This is a genomic window from Streptomyces sp., assembly GCF_035563135.1.
Lineage (GTDB): Bacteria > Actinomycetota > Actinomycetes > Streptomycetales > Streptomycetaceae > Streptomyces.
This window is the reverse complement of record NZ_DATMVN010000493.1, coordinates 1-7,584: the sequence shown is the minus strand read 5'-3', so window position 1 is coordinate 7,584 and position 7,584 is coordinate 1. Positions and strand designations below refer to the sequence as shown.

The following is a 7,584-nucleotide window of genomic DNA, read 5'->3' as shown; positions in this document are numbered from 1 at the left end:
CTCCGGTCGTCCCCCTCGGCGCGGCCGCGCGAGCCGCCGCCGTCGGTGTCCGCAGCGGAGTGCTCCTCGCGGGATGCCCCGGCGGGTGCGTCCCCGCTGCCCGGTGCGCCGCCCTGGCCCGTGTCCGCCGCCGAATCGCTTCCTCCGGCCGGTGCGGGGACCCGCGCCTCGCCGTTCGCCTTGCGTCGCCGCTCTGCGGGGGACGATGCCTGGAGGCCCATGCCCCCGGTGGTACGGAACAGCTCGTCGGCCCCCGGCAGACTCACTCGGCGTGACACCGGGCGAGCACCTCCCTGGCGAGCTGGCGATAGGCGGCGGCGCCGACCGAGTTGGACGCGTACGTGGTGATGGGTTCACCGGCGACCGTGGTCTCCGGGAAGCGCACCGTCCGGCCGATGACGGTGTGGTAGACGTGGTCGTCGAAGGCCTCGACGACGCGCGCGAGCACTTCACGGCTGTGCACCGTGCGGGAGTCGTACATGGTGGCGAGGATGCCGTCCAGCTCCAGCTCGGGGTTGAGCCTCTCCTGGACCTTCTCGATGGTCTCGGTGAGCAGTGCCACACCGCGCAGCGCGAAGAATTCGCACTCGAGCGGGACTATCACCTTGTGAGCCGCCGTCAGGGCGTTCACGGTGAGCAGACCGAGCGAGGGCTGGCAGTCGATCACGATGTAGTCGTACTCGGACATCAGCGGCTTGAGGGCGCGCTGCAGCGTCGACTCCCGGGCCACCTCGCTCACCAGCTGCACCTCGGCGGCCGAGAGGTCGATGTTGCTGGGGAGCAGGTCCATGTTGGGCACGGCCGTCTTCAGCAGGACCTCGTCGGCCGCCATGCCCCGCTCCATGAGCAGGTTGTAGACGGTGAGGTCGAGCTCCATCGGGTTCACCCCGAGGCCGACGGACAGGGCTCCCTGCGGGTCGAAGTCGACGAGCAGGACGCGCCGGCCGTACTCCGCGAGTGCGGCGCCCAGGTTGATGGTCGACGTGGTCTTGCCGACGCCGCCCTTCTGGTTGCACATCGCGATGATCTTCGCGGGGCCGTGGTCGCTCAGCGGACCGGGGATCGGGAAGTACGGCAGCGGCCGCCCGGTCGGGCCGATCCGCTCGCGGCGCTGGCGGGCGGCGTCGGGCGCGAGCGTGGCCGCGTACTCCGGATCGGGCTCGTATTCGGCATCGGGGTCGTAGAAGTGCCCCTCGGGCACCTCGGCGAAGTCGGCGAAGTGGGAGGTCTCTCGGCCACTTTCGTTGCCGGCCATGGCGTTCACGTGTAGGCCGTCCATCATCTGGGGGGCTGTCGTCATGTGCTGGTGGGTGGCGAAGGTGCGGACAGCGGCGGAGCCGACAGCTTCGAGCCCGATCGGGCTCAGACCCCGTGCAGGCATCCCTGGTTGACCACCCCCGGGAGTAAATGTCGACTCATTCACAAGTCGTCTTACCTCCTTGGATGTGACCAGGAAACTTATCGATAGGTCAGCGTGGCACCATGCCGACGATTGGCGACTCTATGGCGTGTCACCGGTTCGCAGCAACACAATCCGCCGGACCCGGCCCGATGTGTCGGCAATCGAACACCCCTCTGTCAAGAGCAAGGAGCGCCCGGGGCGTACCTTTCGCGGGGGTGCAAAAAGGGTAGAGGGTCATGTCTCCGGCGGGACGGTCCGGGGCCCCTCATGCGTCCGGCCGGACCTCGCTGGGCGAGGTCCGGCCGGACGCGTGATGTTGACGTAGAGGGTTGACCGGCTCAGCCGAGAAGTGTGCCCAGTTCGACGTGGTCGAGACCGTGCGCCTCGGCCACCTCGCGGTAAACCACCTGGCCGTCATGGGTGTTGAGACCCTTGGCCAGCGCGGCGTCACGGCGCAGGGCCTCGGTCCAGCCCCGGTCCGCGAGCTCCAGGATGTAGGGCAGCGTGGCGTTCGTGAGCGCGTAGGTGGAGGTGTTCGGCACCGCGCCCGGCATGTTCGCGACGCAGTAGAAGACCGAGTTGTGGACCGTGAAGGTCGGCTCGGCGTGCGTCGTCGGATGCGAGTCCTCGAAGCAGCCTCCCTGGTCGATCGCAATGTCGACAAGAACACTTCCGGGCTTCATCTTGGCGACGAGCTCGTTGGTGACCAGCTTCGGCGCCTTGGCACCCGGGATCAGCACGGCGCCCACGACGAGGTCGGCCTCGACGACGGCCTTCTCCAGCTCGAAGGCGTTGGAGACGACCGTCCGCACCTTCGTGCCGAAGACCTTGTCGGCCTCACGCAGCTTGTTGATGTCCCGGTCGAGCAGGGTGACGTGGAAGCCGAGTCCGACGGCGATCTGCGTGGCGTTCCAGCCGGAGACCCCGCCGCCGATGACGACGGCCCTGGCCGACCCCGTGCCGGGGACACCGCCGGGCAGCACACCGCGTCCGCCCACCGAGCGCATCAGGTGGTACGCGCCGACCTGCGGGGCGAGGCGGCCGGCCACCTCGGACATGGGGGCGAGCAGCGGCAGCGCGCGGTTCGCGGTCTCGACCGTCTCGTAGGCGATGGCGGTCGTGCCCGACTCGAGCAGGGCGTCCGTGCACTCACGGGAGGCGGCGAGGTGCAGGTAGGTGAAGAGCGTCTGGCCCTTGCGGAGGCGGTGGTACTCCTCGGCGACCGGCTCCTTGACCTTGAGCAGCAGGTCCGCGGCGGCCCAGACCTCGTCGGCGGTGGGCAGGATCCGCGCGCCGGCGGCGACGTACTCCGCGTCCGGGATGGAGGAACCCTCACCGGCGTGCCGCTCGACGAGGACCTGGTGGCCGTGGCGGACGAGCTCATGCACTCCGGCAGGGGTGATCGCCACCCGGAACTCGTTGTTCTTGACTTCGCGGGGGATGCCGACCTTCACGTCGATCACGGTCCTTGGCTCGGAGAAACGCTCGGACATCACGGGAGATACCCGCATGAACCAAGCATAAGGGGAGACACCGCAGGGAGGTGCGGCAGAGCCATCATTAATGAAGGGCTTCTCACTGTCCAGCCTTACAAAGCATTAAGTTTTGATCGAAGTACTACGGATTTCGTAGGTCAGCCTCTCTTTGCTGCGTGTCCTGACCGTCCTCGCCCAGCAGTCTGTCCGCCGCCGCACGGTGCAGCCGGGCCGCCGCCGGGTCCCCGAGGCGGTCGAGGGTGTCCGCCAGCCTGAGCTCCAGCGCGGCCTGGAGACGTACGTCACCCGCCCGGCGGGCCAGGCCGACCGCGTCCCGGCAGGTGTGCAGCGACTCCTGCGGCCTGCCCGCGTACTCCTGCACCCGCGCGGCCTCACTGAGCGCACGCGCCTGGGCCGGGAGGTCCCCGAGCCTGCGGTGGCCCGCCGCCGCCGCCCGCCAGTTGCGCAGGGCCTCGCCGTAGCGCCCGGCATACGTGTGGACCGCTCCGAGCCGCCCGTACAGCCGCGCCCCGTCGGCCCGCTCCCCCTGCGTGAGCCGCTGGGCGAGCGCCCTGCCGTACCAGTCGGAGGCCCGGTCGTAGTCCCCCAGCTCCGCGTAGGCGCCGCCTGCGGATTCCATCGCCCTGCCGGTCGCGTAGAGGTCGTTCGCCGCACGGCCGGCGTCCAGCGCGGCCCGGTAACGGGCCAGCGCCTCCCGGGTGCGCCCGGTCCTGGCGTCCAGATCCGCGAGATTGAGCAGGGCGGCGGCCTTCTCCCGGGGCAGGTCGCGGCGCTCCGCCACGTCGAGGACCAGGCCGTGCAGCCCGTACAGCACGGGAGCGGCCTCCTCGGTTCCCCGGTGCGCGGCGAGGGCGCGGACGAGCGCGGCCACCAGCCGGCGGGCGAGGGTGTCCAGCTCCCCGTCACGCACCGCGGCCCGGGCGCAGGCCAGCAGCGCCGGCTCGCGGATCCGCAGCCACTCGGCGGCGGATTCCGGGCCGGGGAAACGCAGCGAGCGCGGCAGTCCGGCGAGCCGGCGGCGGGCCGGGGAGTCCTCGGGATCGGTGACCGCACGGCAGGCCTGGAGCCGGCGCACGGTCCGCTCCAGCATCCTGGCCCGGGCCAGCTGGATCTCGGCGGGCCGCTCCAGTTCCTCCAGCGCGGCGCGTAGCAGCGGTGCGAGGCAGCCGGGCACCTCGTACTGCGGCAGTTCGGCGCCGTTCGTCCTGAGCAGTCCGAACCGGACGAAGTCGTCCAGGGTCGTCTGCACGGCCGACACGGAGCACCCGGCCAGCGCGGAAGCGGTGTGTGCGTCGGCCAGCCCGGCGGGGGCGAGGGCGAGCAGCCGCAGTATCCGGGCGGCGGCCGGCGGCAGTGAGTCGTGGACCAGCCGGAAGGCGCGGGCCAGCGGCCGGGCGCCGGTGGGCCGTTCCGGGTCGTCCTGCTGGTCGCGCAGCTGTCTGGCCACATCGGCGACCGACGCGCCGGGGCGGGCGGCGAGCCAGCCCGCGACTAGGGTGAGGGCGGCGGGCTGCCCCTCGCACTCCTCCGCGAGTGTCTCGGCGGTCCTCGGATCGACCGTGATGCGGACCTGTCCGATGGTGCGGGCCAGCAGCTGCACCGCGGAGCCCGTGTCCAGCCCGCCGACGGTGCACGGGCGGACCCCGGGGATCCCGGTGAGGGGGCCGGTCGCCGTGGCGACGACCAGGCAGTCCGGGTTGTCCGGCAGCAGCGGTTCGACCTGCTCGGCGTCCACGGCGTCGTCGAGCAGGATCAGGGCCCGGCGTACGGCGAACGTCTCGCGGACCGTCTCGGAGAGTTCGTCCTCACCGGCTCCGGGCGGGGCGTCGACCGAAAGCAGGCCCAGGAGCGCGCGTGCGGTGCGTTCCACGGGGACGCGCTCACCGTCCGGTTCGGTGAGCGGGACCCGGAGGACCCCGTCGGGGTAGCCGCCTGGTTCCGCGAGCCGGCGGGCGAGTTCGGAGGCGAGAGCGGTGCGTCCGGATCCGGGCCGTCCCGCGATCAGCAGGACCCGTGCGCGGGCCGCTTTGCGGCCGGCCAGGGTGTCCAGGCCCGTACCCCCGACGTCCTCCTGAAGGGCTTTCAACTCACGTTCGCGGCCGAAGAATTGAGGAGGAGTGGCGTTCGGCGGTTCCTTGGCTCCCGCCGTCCCGGCCACGACGGCCGGGCTGCTGGTGTCCACCGCCTGATCGGTCACAGGCCACGCTCCACTTCGCTGCACGCGGTTGCCCACCGGAAGTCCGGTCGGGTGCCTTTCGAGCGTAGTTCAGTGGTGCGGGCGATCACGGCTGAGCGCGGCGGACACATCCCTCGATCGGATCAAAGTTTCGTACGATCAGCAGCCGATCGCCGAGGCGCCGGACCGTCCCGACGGGGACGGCCCGGCGGCCGGACTGCCGCGTGGCCGGCAGCGAGGCCCGGTCTCACACCTCGAACGGACGGGCCGGCCAGGGCGCCTCGGCCGGGCGCAGCGAGTCCACGCCGTCGCCCGCGAGCACCGCGGTGAGCGAGAGGACGCCCACGACCAGGCAGTTGTTGTGCAGATCGCCGGCGAGCACGCCCCGCACGAGTTCCTGGAGGGGCACCCGCGCCTGTTCCATGTCGGCCTCCTCCTCGGAGACGGCGAAGCGCTCGCCCTCCGCCTCGGAGAGGTCCCGGGCGAGGAAGATGCGTACGGCTTCGTCGCAGCCGCCGGGTGTGGGGTAGACGTCGGTCAGCACCCGCCAGTCCTCGGCCTTGACGTGGGCCTCCTCGTAGAGCTCGCGCTGCGCCGCGTGCAGCGGGTTCTCGCCGGGGACGTCGAGCAGTCCCGCCGGGATCTCCCACAGCTTGTGGCGCACCGGGTGCCGGTACTGCCGCAGGACGAGGACCCTGCCCTCGGCGTCGAGGGCGAGCACCGCCACGGAGCCGGGGTGGACCTGGTAGTCACGGCTGTGGACGCTGCCGTCGGGCATCACGACGTCGTCGGTGCGGACGCTGGTCTTGTTACCGGTGAAGGGGGTCACCGTCGCGGTGACCTGCCACTCCTCGGGTGTGTCCTGGAAACCCATGTACGTCCTCCCACGAACAAACAGGAACCGGGGCACGCATCCCGTCAGGATCCGTACCCCGGTCAACCGTATCGCCTTACGCTTCGGCGCCCGTGCCCTGCGCCGCGACCTTGCGCTCCACGGCCGCCTTCACCAGACCGGCGAAGAGCGGGTGGGGGCGGGTCGGACGGGAGCGCAGCTCCGGGTGCGCCTGGGTGGCGACCAGGTAGGGGTGGACCTCACGCGGGTATTCGACGTACTCGACGAGCTTGTTGTCCGGGGAGGTGCCGGAGAAGACCAGTCCGGCCTTCTTCTCCAGCTCCGCGCGGTAGCCGTTGTTGACCTCGTAGCGGTGGCGGTGGCGCTCCTCGACGTACGGCTCGCCCGCGTAGGCCTCGCGGACCAGGGAGCCCTCGGCGAGCTTCGCCGGGTACAGGCCGAGCCGCATGGTGCCGCCCAGGTCGCCCGCGCCCTCGACGTAGGCGAGCTGCTCCTCCATCGTCGAGATGACGGGGTGGCCCGTGGCGGCGTCGAACTCGGTGGAGTTCGCGTCCGGGATGCCGGCGAGGTTCCGCGCCGCCTCGATCACGATGCACTGGAGGCCGAGGCAGAGGCCGAGCAGCGGCACCTTGTTCTCGCGGGCGTACTGGATGGCGCCGACCTTGCCGACCACACCGCGCTCGCCGAAGCCGCCGGGGATGCAGACGGCGTCGACGTCACCGAGCTGCTTCCGGGCGCCGGCCGGGGTCTTGCAGTCGTCGGAGGCGACCCACTTGACCTTGACGCGCGCCTTGTTCGCGAAACCGCCGGCCCGGATGGCCTCGGTGACCGAGAGGTAGGCGTCGGGCAGGTCGATGTACTTGCCGACCAGGGCGACGGTGACCTCGTGACCGGGGTTGTGGACACGGTCCAGCAGGTCGTCCCAGGTGGTCCAGTCGACGTCGCGGAACGGCAGGTCGAGCTTGCGGACGACATAGGCGTCCAGGCCCTCGGTGTGCAGCACCTTGGGGATGTCGTAGATCGACCGGGCGTCCTTGCAGGCCACCACGGCGGTCTCGTCGACGTCGCACATCAGCGAGATCTTGCGCTTGATGGCGGTCGGGACGTCCCGGTCGGCGCGCAGCACGATGGCGTCCGGCTGGATGCCGATGTTGCGCAGCGCGGCGACGCTGTGCTGGGTGGGCTTGGTCTTCAGCTCGCCCGACGGACCGATGTACGGCAGGAGCGAGATGTGCACGACGAACACGTTGTCCCGGCCCACCTCGTGGCGGACCTGGCGTACGGCCTCCAGGAAAGGCAGCGACTCGATGTCGCCCACCGTGCCGCCGACCTCGGTGATGACGATGTCCACGTCGTCGGTGGCCATCCGGCGGATGCGGTTCTTGATCTCGTTGGTGATGTGCGGGATGACCTGCACGGTGTCGCCCAGGTACTCGCCGCGCCGCTCCTTGGCGATCACCGAGGAGTACACCTGGCCGGTGGTGACGTTGGCGGAGCCGTCCAGGTCGACGTCGAGGAAGCGCTCGTAGTGCCCGATGTCCAGGTCGGTCTCGGCGCCGTCGTTGGTGACGAACACCTCACCGTGCTGGAACGGGTTCATCGTCCCGGGATCGACGTTGAGGTAGGGGTCGAGCTTCTGCATCTTGACCCGCAGACC

The 7,584-nt window shown here is 70.8% G+C and carries 5 protein-coding genes and 1 pseudogene; all 6 read right to left on the bottom strand.

Annotated features, from left to right (window positions below; all coding sequences use genetic code 11):
* A pseudogene (locus VN520_RS21725) lies at positions 1 to 278 on the bottom strand (hypothetical protein); the annotation flags it as partial.
* Entirely contained in the window at positions 263 to 1,381 is a 1,119-nt protein-coding gene (locus VN520_RS21720) for a ParA family protein (RefSeq protein ID WP_325748605.1), read from the bottom strand. The gene VN520_RS21720 and the pseudogene VN520_RS21725, both read right to left, overlap by 16 nt.
* A gap of 359 nt (positions 1,382 to 1,740) precedes the next feature.
* Positions 1,741 to 2,856, bottom strand: coding sequence for an alanine dehydrogenase (gene ald / locus VN520_RS21715; protein ID WP_325748606.1), 1,116 nt, complete (start codon positions 2,854 to 2,856; stop codon positions 1,741 to 1,743).
* Positions 2,857 to 3,019: 163 nt separating this feature from the next.
* Positions 3,020 to 5,095, bottom strand: coding sequence for a tetratricopeptide repeat protein (locus VN520_RS21710; protein WP_325748604.1), 2,076 nt, complete (start codon positions 5,093 to 5,095; stop codon positions 3,020 to 3,022).
* A gap of 226 nt (positions 5,096 to 5,321) precedes the next feature.
* On the bottom strand, positions 5,322 to 5,948 hold the full coding sequence (locus VN520_RS21705; RefSeq protein ID WP_325748603.1) for an NUDIX hydrolase: 627 nt from the start codon (positions 5,946 to 5,948) through the stop codon (positions 5,322 to 5,324).
* Between the two features lie 76 nt (positions 5,949 to 6,024).
* Positions 6,025 to 7,584, bottom strand: a 1,560-nt coding sequence (locus VN520_RS21700; RefSeq protein WP_325748602.1) for a CTP synthase, incomplete at its 5' end; no start/stop codon positions are given.